Origin of the sequence: Alicyclobacillus vulcanalis, from assembly GCF_900156755.1 — a bacterium.
Lineage (GTDB): Bacteria > Bacillota > Bacilli > Alicyclobacillales > Alicyclobacillaceae > Alicyclobacillus > Alicyclobacillus vulcanalis.
In genome coordinates, this window is the sequence record NZ_FTOO01000001.1 from 38,184 (window position 1) to 58,646 (window position 20,463).

General features: G+C 66.1%; 20 protein-coding genes and 1 other RNA gene. 9 read left to right on the forward strand and 12 right to left on the reverse strand.

What is annotated here, in order from left to right; translation table 11 throughout:
* Positions 1-14: 14 nt before the first annotated feature.
* From BW934_RS00180 to BW934_RS00190, 3 genes are all read right to left on the reverse strand, one after another.
* Positions 15-1,058, reverse strand: coding sequence for a Gfo/Idh/MocA family protein (locus BW934_RS00180; RefSeq protein WP_076343907.1), 1,044 nt, complete (start codon positions 1,056-1,058; stop codon positions 15-17).
* An 11-nt stretch (positions 1,059-1,069) separates the two neighbouring features.
* Positions 1,070-3,466, reverse strand: coding sequence for an EAL domain-containing protein (locus BW934_RS00185; RefSeq protein ID WP_076343909.1), 2,397 nt, complete (start codon positions 3,464-3,466; stop codon positions 1,070-1,072).
* An 88-nt stretch (positions 3,467-3,554) separates the two neighbouring features.
* A complete protein-coding gene (locus BW934_RS00190; protein WP_234969422.1) occupies positions 3,555-4,787 on the reverse strand; it encodes a WD40 repeat domain-containing protein in 1,233 nt (410 codons plus the stop codon).
* A 341-nt stretch (positions 4,788-5,128) separates the two neighbouring features.
* Here BW934_RS00190 and BW934_RS00200 point away from each other — a divergent pair, with 341 nt between their 5' ends.
* Entirely contained in the window at positions 5,129-6,121 is a 993-nt protein-coding gene (locus BW934_RS00200; RefSeq protein WP_076343915.1) for a Gfo/Idh/MocA family protein, read from the forward strand.
* 143 nt (positions 6,122-6,264) lie between these two features.
* On the opposite strand, the gene BW934_RS00205 is transcribed toward BW934_RS00200, so the two are convergent.
* From BW934_RS00205 to BW934_RS00225, 5 genes are all read right to left on the reverse strand, one after another.
* On the reverse strand, positions 6,265-6,801 hold the full coding sequence (locus tag BW934_RS00205) for an acyl-CoA thioesterase (protein ID WP_076343917.1): 537 nt from the start codon (positions 6,799-6,801) through the stop codon (positions 6,265-6,267).
* Positions 6,802-6,934: 133 nt separating this feature from the next.
* On the reverse strand, positions 6,935-7,777 hold the full coding sequence (locus tag BW934_RS00210) for a metal ABC transporter permease (protein WP_076343919.1): 843 nt from the start codon (positions 7,775-7,777) through the stop codon (positions 6,935-6,937).
* Positions 7,774-8,649 carry a metal ABC transporter permease gene (locus tag BW934_RS00215; RefSeq protein WP_076343921.1) on the reverse strand — a complete coding sequence of 292 codons (876 nt, stop codon included), beginning with the start codon at positions 8,647-8,649 and terminating at the stop codon, positions 7,774-7,776. Before BW934_RS00215 ends, BW934_RS00210 begins: the two co-directional genes overlap by 4 nt.
* Complete coding sequence (locus tag BW934_RS00220; RefSeq protein WP_076343923.1) at positions 8,646-9,467, reverse strand: metal ABC transporter ATP-binding protein; 822 nt, start codon at positions 9,465-9,467, stop codon at positions 8,646-8,648. Before BW934_RS00220 ends, BW934_RS00215 begins: the two co-directional genes overlap by 4 nt.
* A complete protein-coding gene (locus BW934_RS00225) occupies positions 9,464-10,399 on the reverse strand; it encodes a metal ABC transporter solute-binding protein, Zn/Mn family (protein WP_076343925.1) in 936 nt (311 codons plus the stop codon). Before BW934_RS00225 ends, BW934_RS00220 begins: the two co-directional genes overlap by 4 nt.
* Before the next feature lie 130 nt (positions 10,400-10,529).
* Here BW934_RS00225 and BW934_RS00230 point away from each other — a divergent pair, with 130 nt between their 5' ends.
* Positions 10,530-10,973: a Fur family transcriptional regulator gene (locus tag BW934_RS00230; RefSeq protein WP_143232488.1), complete on the forward strand. Its 444-nt coding sequence runs from the start codon at positions 10,530-10,532 to the stop codon at positions 10,971-10,973.
* A gap of 152 nt (positions 10,974-11,125) precedes the next feature.
* Here the strand turns inward: BW934_RS00230 and ssrS are convergent.
* From ssrS to BW934_RS00250, 4 genes are all read right to left on the reverse strand, one after another.
* A non-coding RNA gene (gene ssrS, locus BW934_RS00235) (6S RNA) lies at positions 11,126-11,303 on the reverse strand.
* A gap of 90 nt (positions 11,304-11,393) precedes the next feature.
* Complete coding sequence (locus tag BW934_RS00240) at positions 11,394-12,746, reverse strand: ArnT family glycosyltransferase (RefSeq protein ID WP_076343929.1); 1,353 nt, start codon at positions 12,744-12,746, stop codon at positions 11,394-11,396.
* Positions 12,747-12,908: 162 nt separating this feature from the next.
* Positions 12,909-14,135, reverse strand: a complete 1,227-nt coding sequence (locus BW934_RS00245) for an MFS transporter (protein ID WP_076343931.1) — start codon at positions 14,133-14,135, stop codon at positions 12,909-12,911.
* Between the two features lie 29 nt (positions 14,136-14,164).
* Complete coding sequence (locus tag BW934_RS00250; RefSeq protein ID WP_076343933.1) at positions 14,165-14,575, reverse strand: hypothetical protein; 411 nt, start codon at positions 14,573-14,575, stop codon at positions 14,165-14,167.
* Between the two features lie 134 nt (positions 14,576-14,709).
* On the opposite strand from BW934_RS00250, the gene BW934_RS00255 reads away from it, so the two are divergent.
* From BW934_RS00255 to BW934_RS00285, 7 genes are all read left to right on the forward strand, one after another.
* Positions 14,710-15,609 (forward strand): Rossmann-like and DUF2520 domain-containing protein, encoded by a 900-nt coding sequence (locus BW934_RS00255; protein ID WP_076344633.1) that lies wholly within the window; start codon positions 14,710-14,712, stop codon positions 15,607-15,609.
* Positions 15,610-16,479, forward strand: a complete 870-nt coding sequence (panB, locus tag BW934_RS00260; protein ID WP_076343935.1) for a 3-methyl-2-oxobutanoate hydroxymethyltransferase — start codon at positions 15,610-15,612, stop codon at positions 16,477-16,479.
* Entirely contained in the window at positions 16,472-17,338 is an 867-nt protein-coding gene (panC, locus tag BW934_RS00265) for a pantoate--beta-alanine ligase (RefSeq protein ID WP_076343937.1), read from the forward strand. Before panB ends, panC begins: the two co-directional genes overlap by 8 nt.
* Before the next feature lie 88 nt (positions 17,339-17,426).
* Positions 17,427-18,947: an MDR family MFS transporter gene (locus BW934_RS00270; protein ID WP_076343939.1), complete on the forward strand. Its 1,521-nt coding sequence runs from the start codon at positions 17,427-17,429 to the stop codon at positions 18,945-18,947.
* Positions 18,948-19,004: 57 nt separating this feature from the next.
* Entirely contained in the window at positions 19,005-19,199 is a 195-nt protein-coding gene (locus BW934_RS00275; protein WP_076343941.1) for a hypothetical protein, read from the forward strand.
* 189 nt (positions 19,200-19,388) lie between these two features.
* A complete protein-coding gene (locus BW934_RS00280) occupies positions 19,389-19,601 on the forward strand; it encodes a hypothetical protein (protein WP_076343943.1) in 213 nt (70 codons plus the stop codon).
* A gap of 220 nt (positions 19,602-19,821) precedes the next feature.
* On the forward strand, positions 19,822-20,463 hold the full coding sequence (locus tag BW934_RS00285; protein ID WP_234969423.1) for an SGNH/GDSL hydrolase family protein: 642 nt from the start codon (positions 19,822-19,824) through the stop codon (positions 20,461-20,463).

Here is a 20,463-nt window from a genome sequence, read left to right on the forward strand (position 1 = left end):
ACAGGGCTGCCGTCTTACAAGCGGAGCGCCACGGGGCTGCCGTCGGCGACGCGCACGGCAGCTCGAGTGGCGGCGCTCTCCATCGCGGCATACATCATCCGCGCGCTCTCGATGTTGTCGGCCGCCTCGGTTTCCGAGGGGCGGCCGGATCGGAGCGCGGCCAGCATTTCGCGCAGGCAGGCCGCATGGCCCACTTCCGGCATCGCATCGACGTCGATGGCCACGCGCCGGCACGGCCGAAGAAAAGCCTCTTCCGCCTCCACGATGTCCGCCTCAGGCTTGCCCTCGCCGTCCCACAGGATGGTCCCTCGGCTCCCGACAATGCGCCACGCGGACTCCCAGGACGTCCGGAATCCCTCTGCGGACCAGCTGCCGCGGTAACTGAACACGGTGCCGCCCTCCATCTCAAACGCACACACCGCGCTCGATGCCCCTTCGTACCAGGAGCTCGCCGGGTTGAAGGCCAGGCACTGCGCGGTTTCCGCCCTGGCGCCGCCCAGCAAAAACCGCGCTTGGTCGAACGTGTGAATGGCCATGTCCAAGAGCAGGGGATGCGCCATGTGATCGCGAAAGCCGCCAAAATGGGCGCCGATGAAGAAATCCGCATGCACCTGCTCCACGCGCCCGATCATCCCACTTTCGATGGCCCGCCGAATGGCGCGCAGGTTTGGCTCATACCGCCGGTTCTGCATCACTAGGTACCTCCGCCCCGAGCGCGCCAAGGCGGCGAGTATCGCGTCTGCGTCTTGGCGGGTGGGCGCAAACGGTTTTTCGGCGATCACGTCGCACCCGCGCTCGAGCGCGGCCACGACGATGGCGCGCCGCGCCTCCGGAATGGCTGTATCCACAACGACATTGGGCGCGGCCTCGCGAAGCATCGCGTGGACGTCGTCGTAGACCGGCGCGTCTAGCCTGTGCCTCTCGCGAAAGGCGTGGGCCCGGTTCGCGTCCACGTCGACCAACGCGACCCATTCCACGTCCCCCTCGTGCTGGAGAAGCTCTGCCCAGGTGTGGGCCATCTGTCCACAGCCCACGAGTGCGGTTTTGAACCGGGCCATCGTCTCCCTCCTCATCCGGCCGTGATGGACAGCGATTCGAGGTCCGACGGAGGGACAGGGCGGGCGAAATAAAAGCCCTGGGCCTCGTCGCAGCCGAGTGCCTCGATGACGGACAGCTGTTCCTTGGTCTCCACGCCCTCGGCGACGCAACGCATGCCAAGGTTGTGCGCGATGTCGACGATGCTCGCCACGAGCGCGCGCGCCTTGCCGCCCTCGACCGCCCGCTGCGTGAAGGCGCGATCAATTTTCACGACGTTGAGCGGCAGATGCGTCAGGCGGCTCAGCGAGCTGTAGCCCGTGCCAAAGTCGTCGAGCGACACCTCGATGCCAAGCGCCTGGCAGCCGGAGAGGAACCTCTCGGCGCGATCGGCGTCCATCATGGAGCTCTCGGTCACCTCGATCTCCAGGTAGACGGGCGGCAGCTGGGTCTCCTCGAGCACCTCGCGGACCACGTCGAGAAAGCCGTCGGTCAGGACCTGGTACGGCGACAGGTTGACGGCCACGCGCAGCGGCCGACCGGCGTCCAGCCAAGCCTTGGCCTGGCGGCACGCTGTCCGCAGGCACCATTCGCCGATGGGCACGATGAGGCCCGTCTCCTCGGCGATGGGGATGAACTCGCACGGCGGCACGTATTCGCCGTTTTGGCGCCGCCAGCGCAGGAGCGCCTCCACGCCCGCGATGCGCTTGTCGCGCACATCGATTTTCGGCTGGTAATAGAGCTCGAAGTCGCCGCGCTCCGCCGCAGTGCGCAGTTCTTGCTCGAGCTCCAGCCTGCTCTTCGCGCTCTGCGCCGTGCGCTCTTCGAACAACCGGTAGGTGCTTCGCCCCTCGGCCTTCGCCGTGTACATGGCGAGGTCCGCGTGCCGTAACAGCATGTCGCGCGTCAACCCGTGCTGCGGAAAGCTCGCAATGCCGAGGCTCGCGGTCATGTAAAGGGGCCGGTCGCCGACCCGAACCGGCTTGCGCAACCGCTCGAGGATGGCGTCCGCGATGGCGATCGCGCGATGGATGGGCTGGCGAAACAGCGTGATGGTGAACTCGTCGCCGCCCATGCGCGCCACGAGCGCATCTTGACCCGCCGCGTTCTGCAGGATGCGGGCGATCTCTTGGAGCAGCTTGTCGCCGAACTCGTGTCCGAGCGTGTCGTTGACCGATTTGAACCGGTCGAGATCGACAAACAAAATCTGCAGCTCGTCTCCCGGGCCGGCGTCCGCGATGAACTGGTCGACCCGCGCCTCAAAATGGCGCCGGTTGGCGAGCTGCGTCAGCGTGTCGTGGTAGGCGAGATAGTTCATGCGCTCTGCGGCGTCCTTTTCGGCCGTGACGTCCCGCGCCACGAGAAACACGCCTTCGATCTCGTCGTCCAGCACGATGGGGATGTGCGTGGCGCTCATGTGGCGCGGCTTCGCAGGGGCCCGGAGCAGGAATTCGCCGTTCGTGGTGCGCCCGGCAAGCGCCTGCCGGTAGTCGGCGAACACCCGCGGTCGATCCCGCCGATCGACCATGTGGGCGAGCGCGCGGGTGGAGCGGAAGCCCTCGGGCGGCAAGAGCTCCTTCGCGCGGGGGTTGAGATCGACGAGCGCGCCGCGCGTGTCGAGCGCGACGATGGCGTCCGAATGGTGCGTGAAGAGCGAGCGGAATCGCTCGTCCGCGAGCCGAAGCTGCCTGCGGTCGGCCTGCAGCCGCCGGTCGAGCATCACCGTCGCCATGGCCGCGATGAGAACGACCGCGCTGAAGACGGCCACCACGACCGCCAACGGGCCGCTGTACGGCATCGGCGGCTTCGATGTGTGCGCCGGCAGCAGGAAGACGGTCGCCCACATGCCGGTGTAATGCATGCCGGCGATGGCGATGCCCATCACCAAGGCGCAGCCCACGCGCGCCACCTGGGCGATCCAACCGCGCGCGGTGGCGAGCCGAAACGAGAGCCAGAGCGCCGCGTACGACGCCACGACGGCAATGACGACCGACAAGGCGAACGGGCCGGGGCGGTAGAAGAAGTCGCCGCCCTCGACGTGCATCGCGGCCATTCCGGTGTAGTGCATGAAGACGATCCCGGCGCCCATGAGGACAGCGCCATAGGCGAGCTTGGCCGGCGAGGCGGAACGCGCCACGACGTACAGCGCGGCTCCGGGGCCGAGCATCGCAAAGAGCAGCGAGAGCGCGACGATGCCCCAGTTGTAAGACATCGGCGCGGGCAACATGAGGGCCAGCATCGCCACGAAGTGCATCGACCAGATGCCGATGCCCATGGCCACGCCGCCCAGCGCGACCCACCCGAGTTGGCGGCTCGCCCGTGTCTCGAGGACGCGGCGGCCGAGATCGAGCGAGGCGTACGCGGCGAGGGCGGCGACGACGTACGAAATCATCACGAGCGTCGGAATATACACCTGCGAAACGGGGTGCAAAATGGTTCATCATCCTTTGTGCGCAATCAAAGCGTCGCCCGATGAATTCGCCATCCGCCGCCGGAATTCCTTCGCCGCACCCGCGCGCTTAGCCGCGCACCAGCCGAGCGGGGGCAAACGTGAAGCTCACGCCGACTTCTCCGGTGAACGGCGAGGATTTGCCGCCGATTTGCGCGAAGCTGCCGTTTGGCTCGAGCGCCCACAGCCCGCCGAGATCGCCTCCGTTCGTCACTAGCACGCCCTGCGCTGACCAGGCGAACTTCGGCGGGGTGGCGTTTCGGTCCGTCGCGTGCGTCTTCGTCCACACGGGCACCCAGCGCCCCTTCACCAGCTCGAAGATCTGGCAGCGCGTGGCGTCGCTCACCGTCAGCACGCCGCTTGGCGACCATCTGAACTGATAGATCTTATCTGCGCCGATATCCGGGCCCGCGCCCTGCACCTGCTGCCAGTGTCCGTCGGAAAACTGCCACAGTCCGTTTTGCGATCCGGCCTTGCCGCTCACCGTGAGGACCCCCGCGGGCGACCACGCGAACTGACCCACGTCCTCCACCGGGCAGGGCACGCCGCCAGGTTGGACGAGCCGTCCGTTCTTCTCGATCCACACGCCGTGGGCGCTCGTCCCGATGGCGAGATCGCCCTGGGGATCGAAGCCGACGGTGAGCGAGTCGGCCGCAAACGGGGCGTGATCGCTCGTCACGGCGACAAATCGGCCGTTCTCGAACTGCCAGACCGTGCTCGCCCCGTTCTGCGGCACTGACACGGCGGTCAGCACGCCCTTCGGCGACCAGGCGAGCGACGTGATGTAGCCGAGCGCCGCGCTGCCCGGAAGCTGCTGCCACCCAGCTGCAGTGCGCTTCCAAATGCCAGCCAGCGTCCCGTCGTCCGGCACCACGTACAGGGTGCCATCCGGCCCAAAGCTGTGCAGTTGCACGTCGGTATCGTTGTGAATGGAGACGAGATGCCAACCCTTGTGGTAGGTCCACAGCATGTTGGCGGACGACATGCCCGGCGTCGACGCGTCGGGCGATCCGCTTGTCACCGCGGCCACCTCGCCCGTCGGCGACACGTCGACCGACTCGAAGATGGTCGAGGGCGCGCTCAAAATCGAAGATGCTGGGAAGTAGATCCACTTTCCGTTCGCGTACTCCGCCACTTCCGTCGATCCACAGGCCACGAGCGCGCCAGGCGACGCGCCTTCGGGAAGTTGGTCGTCGGTCGCTGTCGAATGGGGGGAGACAGGCGTGGCGAGCGGAGTCCCGCACCCCGCGAGCGCCGCTACAGCGCCGAGCGCAACGAAGGCCGTTCGAAGGCCAGGATGCACGCAAATCACCTCGTCCCCATTATGCTCGCCGGCCAAAGCCGGTCGCAAACCGTTTCTATCCGTGAGGGCCAGGTCTCAAGCGTTGTTCGAAAAAAGATCCGATCTCGTCGCCCCTGTTCGACACGAGAGATCGGATCTCGGAGCCCGGATTCGACACGGGTGATCCGATCTCGGAGCCCGATTTCGACAAGGGAGATCCGATCTCGCCGACACCGTTCGCGCCGAAAGCGCAAGGCGCTCGGCGCCCGGCGCAGCGCACGCGGCCGCCGTGTGGCACAATGAGGATGAGATCACGAAGTCGCGCATGGCGCGACAAAGGTGTCGCGAAACGAGGTGCTTGCATGACCAGGGTTCGCTTTGGAATTCTCGGATGCGCGGACATCGCCGTCCGCAAGCTCATTCCAGGGATTCTCGCGTCGGAGACCGCGGAACTCTATGCCGTCGCCAGCCGGGATCGCGCAAAAGCCGAGGAGGTGGCCAACCGCTTTGGCGCCCGGCGCGCCTACGGCAGCTACGACGAGCTGCTTGAGGACCCGAACGTCGATGCGGTGTACATTCCGCTGCCGAATCACCTGCACAAGCCGTGGACCCTCAAAGCGGCCGCTCGCGGGAAGCACGTGCTGTGTGAGAAGCCGCTCGCGCTCGATGCCCGCGAGGCGCAGGAGATGGTCGACGCGTGCCGTGCGCACCAGGTCAAGCTCGCGGAGGCGTTCATGTACCGCCATCATCCGCGCTACCGGCGCGTGCTGGAGCTCGTCGCGCAAGGCGCCATCGGCCCTGTGCGCGGGATTCGCGGTTCGTTCACGTTCAACAATGCGGCCGATCGCGGCAACATCCGCTACCGGCGCGACTGGGGCGGAGGCTCGCTCTACGACGTCGGCTGCTATCCCATCTCGGCCGCCCGGCTCATCTTGGGCGAGGAGCCGGAGGCCGTCGCGGCCCACGCCTTCTTCTCCCCCGAGCACGACGGCGTCGACATGTACCTGTCCGGCCTCGTCGAATTTGCCAACGGCGTCTCCCTCATCTTCGACTGTGGCATGTGGGCAGCTGCGCGGAATGAGCTGGAGGTCATCGGCGCGGACGGGCGGCTCACGCTGGAGCGCGCGTTTCTCGGCGAGCCCGTGACGCTTCGCATCGAAGCCGGCGGCGAAGCGCGCGTCGAGACGTTCGAGCCGCTCGACCCCTATGCGCTCGAGGTGGACGATCTCGGCCGCGCCATCCTCGAAGGCGCACCGCTCGCCTTTCCCCCGGAGGACGCGATCGCCAACATGCGCGTCCTCGAAGCGTGCCTCGAGTCGGCGCGCACGCGCCAGCGCGTGAGGGTTGCGCGGTAAGGGGACGCTGCCTCAAGTCGCCTCACAGGCCCGCGCCCAAGCGGGTTTCACGCCCATGGAGGCGAGCGGGGCGCGCGGCCGCCTCCACGCACCCCTCGCATCAAAAAAGCCGCCCCACGCGGGCGGCATCCCCTACATGCCTTTCAGGCCATTTCCCATGAGCGATCCGGCTTGAGGTGTGCGGCCAACAGCCGGCTCTGTTCGCGGTGCTTCCGCCGCGCCTCTGCGCGCGCCGGGGCGCTCTCGTGCAGCGCCTTCTCCTCCTGCGTCTCCGGAATGACGGGCGGCACTGGAATGGGCTTTCCGTCCTGATCCAGCGCGACGAACGTGAGGAACGCCGTCGCCGCAATCTTCCGTTCCCCCGTCCGCAGGTGTTCGATCACGACCTTGACGAACACCTCCATGGACGTGCGCCCCGTGGACGTGACGTACGATGTGAGGCATACCGAGTGGCCTTCCGTGATGGGCAACAGGAAATCGACGCTGTCGGTCGACGCCGTGACGGTCTGCGCGCGGGCGTGCCGCTCCGCCGAGATGGAGGCGACGTCGTCGATATAGGCCATCAGCTTGCCGCCAAACATCGTGTGGTGATCATTCAGGTCACCGGGGAAGACGCGCAAAATCTTCGTGGCGCGCGATTCCTTGCACGTCTTCGGTCGAAGCCGCTCTTGTTCATCCATCCCCATCACCCCTCGTCGAGAACGAACCCTCATGACGCTCTCGATCCTAGCAAACGGGGTGCGCTTGTGGCAAATCGTGTAAGCGCTCTCGGGGCCGAACGGGCGGCGGATGTCGAAAAGACGCCACCAACCCTCAGTCGGCACGGGCGGGCACGTCGCCCGCCGCGGTGCGCCGCGCGAAGATCCGCTCGACCACCCGGGACAGCACGTAGGCGAGGGCGGCGAGGCAGGCCACGAAGAAGCCCACCGGCCAACCGAGCGAAAACGAGAGAAAAAGCGAGAGCCACGCGATGACGAGCGAGATCGCCATACTGAGGACGATGGCCTGCCAAGGTCGCCGAGCGAGCTGGCGCGCCGCGAGGGCGGGCCCTACCAGCAGGCTGAAGGAGAGCAGGGCACCCACCACGGGCATCATGGCGCTCGTCGCAAGGCCGAGGCTCACGAGCAGTGCCCAGTCGGCCGCCCGATTCGACGCGCCGCGCGTAGCCGCAGCCTCCCGCGACACGGAGGTGAACAACAGCACGCGGTGAAACGCGGCGACGATGAGCACGGCCGCCATGGCCACCAAGCCCGTCTCCCGCACGCCGCTCGCGCTCACGCCGACCACCTGTCCAAACAAGAGCGACATCGCGTCTTCGGCGTACAGGTTGCCCAGGGAGAGGAACAGCGCGCCGGTGCCAAGCCCCAGTGCCAGCACGAGCGCGGTGGCAATGTCCCGCCGATCGCGCTCGGCCAAGGCGCCAATGCCAAGCGCCGCGATGGCGGAGTACACGCTCACGCCGAGGAGGGAATTGACGCCAAGAAGCAGGGCCCCGCTCGCGCCCGCAAACCCGATTTTCGGAAGGGCATGCGCCGCAAACGCCGTACCCCGAAGCACCACATAAAACCCTATCCAGCCGGCGGCGAGGGCCACAAAGGTTGTCGCGACGAGCGCATGGCGGGCAAAGGGCAGTGCGAGGATCATCCACGGGCTCATGGGATCACGACCTCCACTTTTGGCCGCCCATTCACGCGGGCGAGAGCCGACGAGGCGGCGTACGTGAGAAACACCAGGGCCGCCACGAAGAAGCTCACCGGCCAGCTCGTGTGCTGCGGCAGCCAATGGTAGCTGTCGTACGACAAAAACACGCTCGCGGCCACCGTCAGCGCTCCAAGAAGGCCGGCCACGACGCCTGCGACGAGCGTGTTCTTGGTGAAGCGCGCTGCGGTCGCCGCAGGTCCCACGATGAGCGCTGTGGCGAGGAGAGATCCTGCGACGAGCGCATCGGTCTCGACGGCCACCGCGAGCACCACCATGAACGCGATGGACATCGCGCGCACCGGGACGCCGCGCACGCGCGCGAGATCGGGGTTGACCGAAGCCAGGGCGAGCGGGCGCCACATGGCGAGAAGCGCCAGCGCGCAAAGCGCCGCAGCCGCCGAGATCCACGGCACAAGCGACGGATCGAGCGTGAAAAGGGAGCCAAACAAGACGGCCATCGATGCGTTCGCGTGCGCGAGCTGCGCGTCCAGATAGAGAAAGAGCGCGCCAAAACCGAGTGCGAGGGAGAGAATGACGCCCGTGGCGAGATCGCGCTCGCCGCGGGTCCGGCCTCCCAGAAGCTCGATGCCGACGGAGGCCACGACGCCGAACGACAACAGGCCAAACCAGCCGTTCATGCCGATGAGGTAGGCGCCCGCACCGCCGGTGGTGCCGACGTCCGTCAGGACGTGGCCCGCGAAGGATTGGCCTCGCAGGATGACAAAGGCCCCGACGAGGCCGGAGAGAAAGGCAATTTCGCATCCCGCCACGAGCGCGTGCTGCACGGGGGCGCTCGCCAGCGCTTCGCCGATCCAACCCCAGTTCACGGCAGCACCACGCTCGCCTCAGGGCTGGCCGCAGACACGGCGTGCGCGTGCCCGTCCATCGCACCCGCCGCGACGATGATCCGTCCGCCCGCACGCAGCACTTCGACGGGATACCCATAGAGACCCGACAGCACCTCCGGCCGCAGGACCTGGTCAATCGTGCCCATGGCCATGCGGCCGTTGGCCAGGTAGAGAATCTGGTCGACGCGCCCGATGAGCGGATTCACATCGTGCGCCACGAGCAACACGGCCATGCCGCCCTCGTGCGCCAGCCGTTTGACCAGATCCACCACCTGCTGCGTCGAGGCGAGATCGAGGTTGTTCAGCGGCTCGTCGAGCAGAAGGACGCGGGGTCTCGACACGATGGCCTGCGCGATGAGCAGCCGCTGGCGCTCGCCGCCCGACAGCCGACCGATGCGCCGATCTGCGAGGTGCAGGGCGTTGACTTCCGCAAGCGCCGCCTCGATCGCCTCGCGCCGGGCCCGGCTCGGAAGCGGGAAGCCTAATCGATGGCCATCCAGGCCCAACCCGACGAGATCGCGCCCGGTGAGCGGGACATCTTCGTCCATGTGCACCGCCTGCGGCACATAGCCAATGAGCGGTGTGCGCCGCCTGATGGGCTTCCCGTCGATCTCGACCGCCCCTTCTGTAGGGCGGACGAGGCCCGCGATCGCTTTGAGCAGCGTCGACTTGCCCGCGCCGTTCGGGCCGAGCACGCCGACGAACGATCCGGCCTCGATGTCGCCGGTCAGCTGCGCAAACACCCTGCGCGATCCATACGATAACGTGAGGTTGCGAAAGGAGATGGCGGGATTCACGAGATCGCCTCCAGGGACGTGCCGTGTGCGAGCGCGTTGTAAATCGCGTTGGTCTCTTCGAGCATCCACTGCTGATACGTCAAGCCGTTGGGCTCGGTCTCATAGACGGCGACGGTCGGAATGTGCTCGCGCGCAGCGAGATTCAAGAACATCCGGGTGACGTTGGTGACCACCTGCTTGTTGTAGCAAAACACGCCCACCTCGTGATGCGTGAACAGCGCGGTTTGCAGTGCCACGTCCTGGGGGGACGGGTCCGTGCCGTTCATGATGGCGGCCTGAAACGCCCACGGCGTTTTCACGTCGAGCCCCGCCTCTTGCAGCAGATAGTCGGACACAGGCTCGGTGACCGCGGCGCCCCGGCCGTGGAAGGTGCGCTTCAAGCGCGCCACCGCCTCGTCCCAGGGCTTGAGCGACTGGATGAACGCGCGGGCGCGCGCGTCAAAGTAGGCCGCGTGGCTGGGATCCAGTTTGCCCAAATCACGGGCGACCATCGTCGCCAAGCGGGGCATCGTGTTGAGCTGGTACCAGATGTGTGGGTTGGCCGTGTTCGCCTGGTACCCGAGTGCTTCGCCCGCGTCGAGGACGATGCGCTTGGCGTTGGGCGAGGCCTGCTCGAGCTTGTTCATAAACTCGTCGTAGCCGAGCCCGTTTTGGACGACCAGGTTGGCCTCGGCCACCGCGATGGCGTCTTTCGGATTGGCCTCGTATTCGTGCGGATCCACCGCGGGATTCGCCATGATGGCGGTCACCGACACGTACGGGCCGCCGATTTGGCGAATGAGATCTGCGTATTGGCTCTCGGCGCCGACGGCGCGAATCTCTGGTTTTGTCGCATCCGCCGCGGTCGCGTTCGAATGGTCGAGCCCGCAGCCCGTCACTGCTGCGGCTGTCGATAGGGCGGCGATGGCCGCCGCCAAACGCGGGCGCTTCATGATTCTCTCCACCCTCTCAAATCAGAACGATTCCGATTTAACTTGCCGAGAGGAGTATATCAGGTTGTGGGTCGTTTGTAAATCGGATTGATTTCGATTTATGATAGGGCTGAGAAGGGAGTTGCGTCCGGTGGACCATTCGACAGCCTCCATTCTGCAGGCTTTGAAAGAAGCGGGTTACAAATTCACAGGGAAGCGCCGTGCGGTGGTGGATCTGTTTGTCGAACACCGGGACCGATACTTTTCGGCCAAAGAGGTGTACGATCACGTCAGTCAGATTTACCCATCGGTCAGTTTTGATACCATCTATCGCACGCTTGGCATCCTCGTGGAGCAAAACGTGATCGAGCCGATGGAGTTTGCGGACGACCGGGCGCGCTACCGCCTGCAGTGTGCCAAGGGTCACCATCATCATCTGGTATGCCTGCGTTGCGGCGCGTCGATTCCCATTGAGGAATGCCCCATTGAACGCATTCGGCAGCAGGTGCCGAACTTCCACATTCAAGATCACCGCCTCGAAATCTATGGCTATTGCGATCAGTGCGCGGAAGGACGCTCGGAGGAGGAGCCGTGAGGCCCGCCGCGGCGTGGCGGGCCGGTGCGCTCCCGTGCACGTCAGACGCGAACCGCCGGGCATATGGGTCTGCGCGCAGGGACGGCCGGTTCGACGGGTGAAATGGAAAAGCCGCCCGCCGAGCGTTGTTCGCGTCGACAAGCGGCTTGGTATGTAACCCCGTTCTGCCGTGGGACAATCGGTTTTGCATCCCCATCTCCAAGGTGGGTATCCTACCGCCGGTTTCAACCGTCCACAACGCCGAGGCATGGCATCCGCAGACGGACACGGATTCCCGTAGGTCCTGCGTGGATGAAAACCAAAACTGCCCCACGAACATCACAGGAGCTTGTTGCTGTAGTATAGCACGGGCCGGAGCAAATGCCAAGCAGGATCGGCATGCCTATCTCTGGTTTGCCAGGCCGCAAGGCGAATGGCCTCTCATCGCCCCGTCGCGCCGTTCGCGGCGCGTCGCCCACCCTGAGGGCCATGGCCGTGCTGACGCCTCGAGCGCGCGCGGCGAAGGGCCGCCGTGGCCTGGACCGCGCCGTACCCGGCAAACAGCGCGAGCAGGGGCTCGATGGGAGCTCGCATGCGATCCCAGGCGGGAAAGATGAAGAAGAGCGCGACATAGTACGCGAGCACCAACAGCGGCCAGTACACCCGCGCATCGCGTGTGCGCCGCGCGCGCAGGATGGCCAAGCCGATGCCGACCGCGCACGCGGCGAGCATGAGAAGGTACGTGCCCAAATCGGCGAGGTACACGGCTCGCGCCAGGTCCGTGGGGACGGGAGTTGCGCTCGTGCCGATCGACCAATCGAGCGCGTTCGACACGCCGTTGAACAAGTGCCACCACTTGACGAATCCCATTTTCAACGTGTGAAAGGGATGCGCGAAGATGTACGCCCATGCGGCCCGGGCAGCGGCGTGATCGTCCGCGACCTCGTGAGCCACGTAGGATAAAAACGGATTTTGATGGGGGTTGAGCGGCCAAAAGTAGCCGCCGTTTGCGCGTGGGTTGTTGCCCTGCCACAGGTTCACGCCGCCGTTGGTCGAGACGAGCACGAAGGCGTGGAGGTCGAGGGCGTTGCGGACGGTGATGGGCGCGATGGCCAGGGCGAGGCCGGCGAGCATCGCCGCCGAAAGCCGCAGGGCTTTGCGCCAACCCATTCGGGCGAGCGCGAGATAGGCGAGCCAGGGCGCGGGCGCGAGCATGAGCACGGGGCGCACGGCGCACGCCAGCCCGACCACCAAGCCGAGCGCAAAGGCGCGGGCGAGGCGGACGTCTTGCGCGTGCCGAGCTGAACCCAGGCATACGGCAGACGTGAGCAAAAACGTAAACAGCATCTCGCTGCACAACACGCTCGACCAGGCGATTTGCGACAGGTAGCCGGCGAAGATGAGCCCGGCCACGAGTCCAGCGGACCGCTTCCAGAGCGTGGAGCCGACGACGGTCACGAGTCCAGCTGTCAGGCTGTTCAGAATGACGTTGGCGAGGGTGCCGCTCCAATAGCCGCTTCCAAAGAGCTTGTAGATCGCGGCGAGAAAGAGAGGGTAGCCAATCGGAAAGTAGGCGGTCGGCTTTCCGTCGTACGTGTATCCTTGTCCGGCCGCGATGGCCAGGGCGTGATCGCGATACCAGGCGAAGTCGGACAAGGGCGTGGGGTGCACGGCGGTCAGCCACATCAGGCGCAACAGAAGGGCGGCGGCGGTCACGGACACCGCGTCCAAGGCCAGGACGAGCGACGAGGTGCTGACGGCCGGGCGCCGAGCTTGTGAGTGATCTACCGTCATGGGGCCGGCTCCTTTCCCGAAAGGCCGCTGTCCGGGCCTTGTCCATCCTCCCCGATTGTACACCCGCGCGCCATGGCGGAAGATGGAACGGACGGTGGGTCGGCCCCGTCCGGCTGGGCGTTGCGGACGAGGGAAGGGAGCCAGCGCGGGGGAGGGTCGGCGCTACGTCTGCACCGCCTCGCGGCCTGCCTTGGCCGTGGTATCGCCTTCCTGTGCGCTTCGCCTGTGAAGCAGGGCGGCGCAGAGGATGCCAGCCGCGAGGGCGATGGCCGCGAGAACGAAGCTCGGCGCGCTCGCGCCAAAGCCGAGCAGCCACGAGGCGAGGGGCGGGCCGAAGGTCGGGCCGAGGAAGCGCGCACTGGTATAGAGCGAGGACAGGCTTCCCCGCACCTCGCGGGGAACCGCCGTGGCGAGGTTCGCGTCGACGGCCGTGATCGCCGTGCCGATGCCGTAGGTGCCGACGCTCGTCGCTGCGACCTGCCACCCCATGCCTCGGGCCAGCCCGGCGGCGCCAAACGCGAGGGCCGTGATCGCGAAGCCGAGCGGGATGATCACGCGCGATCGCGCCCTCGTGCGGGCGAGCCAAAGGCCCGTGACCAGGCTCGCGGCGCAGAGCATGGCCTGCGGAACGGAGAGGAGAAGGCCGTTTTGCCACTCGGGCACGTGTGCGCGGTCGGCGAGAGACTCGGACAGGCTGACGAGGCCGCCGAACAGGCAGAGCATGCCGGCGGCGCCGCTCACGTAGGTGGCGGTGAGGAGCGCCGCGTGCTGGCGAAACGCGCTTCGCCACAGGCCCTTCTTCGGTGCGCGTGCGACGGGCCGCAGGGGCCCGCGAACCATCCAGGCGATGGCGATCGAAAGCGCGCCGCAGAGCGCAAAGACGGCCCAAAATGGCGCAAAAAACGCCCAGGTGGCAAGAAGCGCCCCGAGCATGGGGCTGACGAGTTTGCCGACGGTGTTGCCCACCTCGGTGAGCCCCGCGGCGCGGCCGCGATCGCCCTCCGCGGCGAGATCGCCCGCGAGTGGGAGCGCGAGCGGCATGGCGAACGCGGCGCCAACGCCTTGCACGATGCGCCCGACGAGCACCCAGCTGTAGCTGTGGGCGATCGCGGCGCCGATGGCCGCGACGCACCCGCCGATGGCCGCCACCCCGAGCGCGGCCATGGCGATGTGTTTGCGGCTCGCGCGATCCGAGATGAAGCCGGCCACGGGCATCAGAACGACCGCGATGACCGAATACGCCGTGATGAGCAGGCTCGCCTGCGTCGGCGAGATGCCGAAGGCGGACTGCATGACGGGGATGACGGGCACCATCATCGAGTTGCCGAGGGTGAGGACAAACGGGATGAGGCACGCTGCGAAAATACCCATCCACAGGGGGCGCCGCATCGGCTCACCTCCCTTTCGCCTGGTGTGGCTCACTCGGACTCCGGCGCTTGCTCGACTTTCTCAGCCGGTCCTTGCGGCTTGCGGACGAACGCCTGGCGGACGAGCGCGACGGACATGGCGATCACGCCGACGAGATCGAAATAAGCGCCCGCCATGTCGGCAAGCGATCCGGGCGCCGACAGGTGGGTGAGGCCGCGCCAGAAGGCGGGGCTCAAGATGAGGTCCATCGCGAGCAGGACAAAGACGCCGTAGCCCAGCGCCGACCAGCCGGCCCAGAGGCACGCGGTGGCGAGGATGACGGCGAGGGGTTCGAGCCGCAGCACGCCCGTTTGGGGCATGACGGCGCAGGCGAGGCCGATGGCAAAGGCCAGCGCACCGAATAATTTGGACCGGCGCGGAAGATGGTCGTCGCGGCGGATCCATTGGACGAACGGATGCATGGAGGCACCTCCCAAAAGCGAGATGCGTGACGATGTTCCTCTCCACAAGGTTGGCTCAATTCCACATTTTCATGCCGGACTGGTACAATCACTTCGAAACGCGCATGTTCCACTTGAGGAAGGAAGGCGTGAGGATGTCCGCCGCGGAACGCGAAGCTCGTCCCCTTCAGATGGCGTTTGTCGGCCCCGGCCGGACGGCCGTCGCACTCGCCCTATCGACCATGCGGATGGGTCACAAGGTGGTGGGCGCCGCCGGGCGCGATCCGAAGAGCGCAAAAGCCGAGGCGTTTGCTCGGATGACGGGGGCTTTCGTCTGCGGCATGGAGGACGCCCCAGGCCTGTTGCGGGAGGCGGACATCGTTTGGATCACGGTGTCGGATGGCGCCATCGCTGCGGTGTGCCGTAAGCTCGCGGAGGCGGGGGCGTGGCAGCGGGGGCAAATCGTCTTCCATACGTCGGGCGCGCTCACGAGCGAGGTGCTCGAATCGGCCGCCGTGCGAGGGGCGAAGACGGCGAGTGTGCATCCGCTGCAGACGTTTGCCGGCGATGAGCGCGACGCTTTGCGGCTCCAGGGCGTCGCCGTCGCGGTGGAGGGGCACGCGGACGCCGTTCTCCTGGCCTTTTCCATTGCGGAAGGGTGGGGCGCGCGCCCCTTCGCCATCGCGGCGGCGGACAAGCCGGCGTATCACGCCGCGGCGGTGCTTGCGTCGAATGCCGTGATCGCGCTCATGGCCACCGCGGCCCGCCTCGCCCCGCTGCCGGAGGGCGTGAAGAGCCTCCTGCCCTTGGCGCGCCGCACGCTGGAGAATCTGGATTCGCTCGGCGTTCCGGCGGCGCTGACCGGACCCATCGAGCGGGGCGACACCGAGACCGTCGCGGGGCACCTCAAGGCCCTCGAGCGCGATCCGGCCGCGCGCCGCGTCTACCTGGCGCTCGCGGCGGCGACGGTGCCCATCGCCGTGGCGAAGGGGTCGCTCGAGCCCGAGGCGGCCCGCCGTTTGTCACAATGGTTTGCGGATACAGGGGGAATGTAGATGGCACGCACCGTGACCGTGCGCACGCTCGCCAACATGAAGCGGGCAGGCGAAAAAATCGCCATGTTGACGGCATACGACTATCCGACGGCCAAACTTCTGTCTGAGGCCGGCGTGCACGTGCTCCTGGTTGGCGATTCCCTGGGCATGGTGGTGCAGGGTCAGCCGACCACCGTGCCTGTCACGCTCGACCAGATGGTCTATCACGCGAGCCTGGTCTCGCGCGGCGCCGACGGCGCGATGGTCGTCGCGGATCTGCCGTTTCTAACCTACCAGGTGTCGTCCGAGGAGGCGCTTCGCTCCGCAGGCCGGTTGATGCAAGAAGGCGGCGTGCACGGCGTCAAGCTGGAAGGGGGGCGCGAAATCGCCAAGACCGTTCGCCGCCTCGTCGACGCCGGGATTCCCGTCATGGGCCACATCGGCCTGACGCCGCAGTCGGTGCACGCGTTCGGCGGATTCGCGGTCCAAGGCAAGACGGCCGATCGCGCCCTGGAGATGATGGAGGAGGCCCTCGCGCTCGAGGAGGCGGGCGCCTTCAGCCTGGTGCTCGAAGCTGTGCCGGCAGAAGTCGCGGCCGAGATCACGCGCCGGCTGAGCATCCCGACCATCGGCATCGGCGCTGGTCCGCACTGCGACGGCCAGGTGCTCGTGTTTCACGACTTCATCGGCTTCACATCCGGGTACATTCCGAAGCACAACAAGCGCTACGCGGACGTCGCGTCGACCATTCGCGAGGCCGCGCGCCAGTACATCGAAGAGGTGGCGCAGGGCACATTCCCAGGCGAAGAACAGACCGTCCATCTGCACGACGCCGAACTGCGCCTGTTCCAATCGATGCTCGAGCGGCACGGAGGTGGCCCGCGTGGCTGAGCGCCCTGCCCTCCTACGCACCATCCCAGACGTCCGGCAGGCCGTCCGAGCGGCGCGCCAGGAAGCCAAGCGCGTGGCCCTCGTTCCGACCATGGGCTACCTGCACGACGGCCATCTCGCCCTTGTCGCGCGCGCCAAGGAAGAGGCGGATTTCGTCGTCGTGAGCATCTTCGTCAACCCGCTTCAGTTCGGCCCGAGCGAGGATTTCGCGAGCTACCCGCGCGATCTCGACCGCGATCTCGGCCTGTTGCGCGAGCAGGGCCTCGCCGACGCCGTCTTTGCGCCGAGCGTGGAGGAGATGTATCCGCAGCCCATCCGCACCCAGGTGTCGCTGCCCACGCTCTCCGACCGCCTGTGTGGCCGATCTCGCCCGGGGCATTTCACTGGCGTCGCCACGGTCGTCTCGAAGCTGTTTCACATCGTCCAGCCCGACGTCGCCTGCTTCGGGCAGAAGGACGGTCAACAGCTCGCCATCATTCAGCGCATGGTCGCGGACCTCAACCTGCCCATCCGCATTGTCGGCGTGCCGACCGTGCGCGAGCCCGACGGCCTCGCCAAGAGCTCGCGCAACGTCTACCTCACGCCCGAGGAGCGCGAGCACGCCGTCGTGCTCTACCGCACGCTCAGCTGGGCCAAGGAACGCATCCTCGCCGGCGAGCGCCGGGCGGACGTCATTCGCCAGGGCATGCGCGAGCGCATCGAGGCCGACCCCGTCGCCCGGCTCGACTATGCCGATCTCGTCTCGATGCCCGATCTCGAGTCCATCGAGCGCATCGAGGGCGACATCATGCTCGCCGTGGCCGCCTACTTCGGCAAGGCGCGCCTCATCGACAACTTTCAGATGCACGTCCAACCGTGAGGTCTGCCGCCGCGTCCTCCCTTGCTCGCGGCACGCCTTTCACATACAATGAGCGGCGGCTTTTATCGTTTTGGGAGGAGGGCGACAGATGCATCACACAAACAGGCGCATGGTTTCGCTGGCCATGATGCTCGCGGTGTTTCTCGTGGCCATCGACGTCACCGTCGTCAGCACGGCAATGCCGCACATCGTCCGCCAGTTGCACGGCTTGAACTTATACAGTTGGGTTTTCGCCATCTACACGCTCACGACGTGCGTGACGACACCCATCTACGGAAAACTCGCCGATCTGTTTGGCCGCAAAACCATCTTCTGCATCGGCGTCGTGCTCTTTGTGGTCGGCTCCGCCCTGTCCGGGCTGTCGCAGACCATGGCGGAGCTCGTCTGGTTCCGCGCATTCCAAGGGCTCGGCGCCGGGGCCGTCATGCCCGTGACCTTCACCATCATCGGCGATATCTTCCAGGGCGAAGAACGCGCTCGCATGCAGGGACTGTTCAGCTCCGTCTGGGGCGTCGCCGGACTTCTCGGCCCGTTGGTCGGCGGCCTTTTTGTCGATCACGTCAGTTGGCGATGGATCTTCTACATCAACGTGCCCGTCGGAGCCCTCTCGCTCGCCCTCGTCCTCTTGTTCCTGCACGAGCGTTTCGAGCGCCGACCGCACCGCGTCGACATCTGGGGCGCCCTCGTGTTTACGGTCGGCGTCTCGGCTCTGTTGTACGCGCTGCTCAATGGGGGAAGCGCGTACGCGTGGAACAGCGCCGTGATCGTCTCCCTGTTTGTCGCAAGTGCCGTGTTCCTGGCGGCGTTTGTCTGGATTGAGGCCAAAGTCGCAGAGCCAATGTTGCCGCTTCGGCTGTTGTCGAATCCGGTCATCGCCGTTTCGGACGTGCTGGCGTTCTTGGCCGCCTTCGTGCTCATCGGCGGCAACGTGTATCTGCCCATGTGGATTCAGACCATCCTCGGCCACAGCGCCACCAATTCCGGGCTCACGCTGATGCCCATGTCCCTGGCGTGGCCGCTCGCTTCGACGCTGTCCGGCCGGTACATGTACCGCGTGGGCGCGAAGCGCACCACCGTGATCGGCACGATTTTGGTGGCCGTGGCAGCCGCTTGGCTGCTTGCCATCCAGCTCGGCACGCCGTATTGGTTCTTCGTCGGCGTCATGATTGTCATGGGACTCGGCATGGGCTACCTCAACACGCCGACCACCGTCATGATTCAATCGGTCGTCACGTGGCAAATGCGCGGCGCAGCGACGGGATCCAACCAGTTTGCGCGAGCGCTTGGGCAGACCATCGGCGTGACGGTGTTCGGCAGCCTGTTCAACAGCATCACGGCGGCCGACGTGCGGACGGGCGCTCCGGCCGGCGTCAATCGCCGCGATCTCACGCAGATCCTGAACAACCTGTCGGGCGGGGGGCAGGCTGTAGGCATTCCGCCAACCATTAAGCAATTTGTCGATCACATGCTCGCCCACGCGCTGCACGACATCTTCCTTGCGATGTTCTGCATCAGCCTCGCCATCGTCGTGATCGCCTGGTTTTTGCCCTCCCACGCGAGGCTTATGGAACAACAGGCAAAGGTTCAGGCGAACCGGGCGCATGCCTGATGGGAATCGAGGCACACTACCTTTGGCGATCACGTTCGATGGACGGGGGGATGGCGGATGGCCAAGGGCCACGAGCGGCGCCCGGCAGGGCACGCGATCCCGGCGCTCGAGGAATTGGGCGACGGGCAAAGCGTCACGAAATCGCAGGTGCAGGACGCGTATCAGGCCGGCACGGCCGACGCGTTTCTCTACACGCCGGATGGACACCTGCGAGATCTTCGAGCGACCATCGTCCCGGATGAGATCGAGTGAATCGCTTGGGGCCTGCGGCCGTGTGGCTGCAGGCCTTCGCTATGATTTCGGCCTTGACAGAACGGACGTCCCTCGGCCAAGGCCTCTTTTTGCGCCTTCAGGAGCTTTTATCCATGCCGTCTGCGTCTCTGCATGCACAGGATACGGTGTCCGCGCGGACACATCCTTGTGCAAAGCGAGGTGAGGGGCATGGAGAATGTCGTGGTTCTCACCATCGACAAGCGGACCAACCGCGTGGTGCGTGTCGTCAAGGGTGCGAACGCGCCGGACATCCACCGGGGCGAATGGGCTCGCGACGCCGTGTACACGCTCCTGACGCACGGGTATCAGGAGGTTTCGCAGGTCGACGGCCGCACGTACCTGGTCCTCGGCTACGCGCTGAACGCGTGTGCAGACGAGTGAGTCGAACGTTCATCCCGTGATCAGGGAAGAGAGGGAGCCAGCCGAGCTGGCTCCCGTTTTGTCTTGGGAACGCATGTGGCGGGCCGCATGGCTGCGTCGTGCGCGCCGCCCATCGATGTGACACGGCCGGAAACCGTGGTACAATGTGGCGCGAAGGCTTCACAACTCGTGGCCTGTTTGGGGGATGTTGGTCTGCACACGGAGAAACGGAGGGCGAAACGTGATTGAGCCAGGTTCGAAGCTCGTGATGGTGGGAGATTCCATTACCGACTGCGGGCGCGCGCAACCGGTGGGCGAGTCGCCGCGCGGGGGGCTGGGGAACGGGTACGTGGCTCTCGTCGACGCGCATCTGCAAGCGCTTCACCCCGCGTCGCGCATTCGCGTGATCAACGTGGGCACGAGCGGCAACACCGTCGCGGATGTGGCGAGGCGCTGGGATGATGAGGTCATGGCGCTTCAACCGGACTATGTGAGCCTCATGATCGGGATCAACGATGTGTGGCGCCAGTTTGACATGCCGCTCGTCACGGAGCGCCACGTCGGGATCGATCTGTATACAAGTACACTGCAGCGGCTGGTGAAGGCGACGAAGCCGCGCGTGCGAGAGATGGTGCTGCTCAGCCCGTTTTACTTGGAGCCAAACCGCTACGATCCGATGCGCAAGATGGTGAACGCGTACATCGCCGCCATGCGGGATGTCGCGGCGGGCGAAGGCGTGTTGTTCGTGGATGTGCAGGCCGAATTCGACAAGTTGCTCCGCGATGTCAACACGTGGGTGCTTGCTCCTGATCGCGTCCATCCCTACCTGAACGGCCATCTTGTCATTGCGCGGGCATTTTTGGCGGCCATCGGCGCGCTGTAG

Coding starts and splice junctions, on each gene's coding strand:
- BW934_RS00205 (WP_076343917.1), bottom strand. CDS start 6,801: ATGGATGAACAAGAGCGGCTTCGACCGAAGACGTGCAAGGAATCGCGC.
- BW934_RS00280 (WP_076343943.1), top strand. CDS start 19,389: ATGGAGAATGTCGTGGTTCTCACCATCGACAAGCGGACCAACCGCGTG.
- BW934_RS00240 (WP_076343929.1), bottom strand. CDS start 12,746: ATGACGGTAGATCACTCACAAGCTCGGCGCCCGGCCGTCAGCACCTCG.
- panB (WP_076343935.1), top strand. CDS start 15,610: ATGGCACGCACCGTGACCGTGCGCACGCTCGCCAACATGAAGCGGGCA.
- BW934_RS00270 (WP_076343939.1), top strand. CDS start 17,427: ATGCATCACACAAACAGGCGCATGGTTTCGCTGGCCATGATGCTCGCG.
- BW934_RS00250 (WP_076343933.1), bottom strand. CDS start 14,575: ATGCATCCGTTCGTCCAATGGATCCGCCGCGACGACCATCTTCCGCGC.
- BW934_RS00225 (WP_076343925.1), bottom strand. CDS start 10,399: ATGAAGCGCCCGCGTTTGGCGGCGGCCATCGCCGCCCTATCGACAGCC.
- BW934_RS00200 (WP_076343915.1), top strand. CDS start 5,129: ATGACCAGGGTTCGCTTTGGAATTCTCGGATGCGCGGACATCGCCGTC.
- BW934_RS00210 (WP_076343919.1), bottom strand. CDS start 7,777: ATGAGCCCGTGGATGATCCTCGCACTGCCCTTTGCCCGCCATGCGCTC.
- BW934_RS00275 (WP_076343941.1), top strand. CDS start 19,005: ATGGCCAAGGGCCACGAGCGGCGCCCGGCAGGGCACGCGATCCCGGCG.
- BW934_RS00245 (WP_076343931.1), bottom strand. CDS start 14,135: ATGCGGCGCCCCCTGTGGATGGGTATTTTCGCAGCGTGCCTCATCCCG.
- BW934_RS00180 (WP_076343907.1), bottom strand. CDS start 1,058: ATGGCCCGGTTCAAAACCGCACTCGTGGGCTGTGGACAGATGGCCCAC.
- BW934_RS00255 (WP_076344633.1), top strand. CDS start 14,710: ATGTCCGCCGCGGAACGCGAAGCTCGTCCCCTTCAGATGGCGTTTGTC.